This window comes from Neorhizobium descurainiae, assembly GCF_051400715.1.
Lineage (GTDB): Bacteria > Pseudomonadota > Alphaproteobacteria > Rhizobiales > Rhizobiaceae > Neorhizobium.
This window is the reverse complement of the sequence record NZ_JBLFFK010000069.1, coordinates 1-1,749: the sequence shown is the minus strand read 5'-3', so window position 1 is coordinate 1,749 and position 1,749 is coordinate 1. Positions and strand designations below refer to the sequence as shown.

General features: G+C 56.0%; 1 protein-coding gene. It reads left to right on the top strand.

The genetic code is table 11. The features are described from left to right. The first annotated feature begins 117 nt into the window (after positions 1 to 117). Positions 118 to 1,722, top strand: coding sequence for an ISL3 family transposase (locus ACMGE0_RS33420; protein ID WP_436820147.1), 1,605 nt, complete (start codon positions 118 to 120; stop codon positions 1,720 to 1,722). Positions 1,723 to 1,749: the final 27 nt, after the last annotated feature.

Sequence of the window (1,749 nt, the reverse complement as noted above, 5' to 3'; positions counted from 1 at the left end):
GGCCTTGTCAATGCCGCGTGAATTTTCCCCATTAGTGCATTAGTGGGCTCTTCCGCAATTTCGGTGCAACTTTCTGAATCCTATTGATTCAAAACACGAATCAGCAGGAGCATGTGAATGGGAAAGCGCGTTCTACCGTTGATACCATCCTCTCTGGTTGTCGATCAGGTTCATCGATCGACAGATGCGGTATCGATCCATTGCCGTTTTCGGTCGATGGGAGCAAAGTGCCCCGATTGCCGCAAGACCTCCTACCGGATCCATAGTTGCTATGATCGACGGCTTTCCGACCTTCCATGGCAAGGACGCTCCGTCACGATAACCGTCAGTGTTCGACGCTTGCGTTGCAGCAACAAGCGATGCCAGAGGCGTATATTCGCCGAGAACGATCGAGACGTGACCTGCCGCTATCGCCGGCGCACCACACGGCTGGAAGATGTTCATCGCAGCATCGGCATGGCATTGGGAGGTGAGGCAGGCATGCGGCTTGTGACCCGTCTTGGCATGCCTGTAAGCGCTGATACGATCCTGCGGATCGTGCGGTCGCAAACAGAGTCCGATCATGAAGCACCTCGTATCCTTGGCGTGGACGACTGGGCTTGGCGCCGCGGCCAGCGATATGGAACGATCCTGGTCGACCTCGAGACGAACAATGTCGTGGACCTGCTACCCGATCGTGAGAAGGATACGCTTTCAGAATGGCTTGCCGGCCATCCAGGTGTTGAAATTATCGCTCGCGACAGGGCTGGTGCTTATGCGCGTGGCGCCCGCGAAGGAGCGCCGAAAGCGCAACAAGTCGCCGATCGCTGGCATCTCCTGCGAAATTGTTCCGATGCTTTACAGAATGTCGTCGAGCGGCGTTATCGGCTTATTCGTGATGTTGCGAAAACTCTTACGGCGCATGGTCACGCCGGCGACGGGAGTGCAAAAGATATGCATCCCGAAAGGCGAGATGGACGGCGACGAAATAATCAGCACAGAAGCCGGCGTGTACTTTTCGACGAGGTATGCCGACTGAACAGTTTGAGCTGGAGCCAATTGGCGATCAAGCGTGAGCTCGGCGTCGATCTCAAAACCATACGGAAATGGCTGAAAGATAAACGACCGGGAACATGGGAAAGGAAAGTCTTCACTGAAAGCCCGGCCGACGTCCATGCAGACTATGTCCGAAGGCGTTGGCTTCAAGGCTGCCGCAACGCTACCCAGCTTTACCGGGAGGTTTGCGAGAGAGGATATTCCGGGAGAGCAAAGACCTTTCGTCAGTGGGTAAAGGTCCGTATACGTGATGACATTCCCGCTCCGTCGCTTTCAGGCAAGCTGTCCAAGCCAGCCTGGAGCGTACCGTCGCCCCGCAAAACCACCCGTCTCCTGACCGTAGATTCTGAAACTCTTCCGGCGAACGAGAAAGTCTTTGTCGCTACGATCTCTTCCGCCTCGCCGGACATCTCCGTCGCCGCTGACCTGTCGCGCCGCTTCCAAACCCTGGTTTGCGATCGGGATATTGGTGCGCTGCAGCCATGGTTGGACGATGCCGTTACAGGGCCGATGTCATCATTTGCGCGAGGAATCCTTCGCGACATCGAAGCCGTTCGAGCTGCGCTGACATTGCCTTGGAGTACCGGCCCCGTAGAGGGCAAGATCAACAGACTGAAGTTCATCAAACGATCCATGTACGGACGTGCCGGCATTGATCTCCTTCGCTCCCGGATCATCGGAACATGAGCTGCACCGAAATTGCGGAAGAGCCCA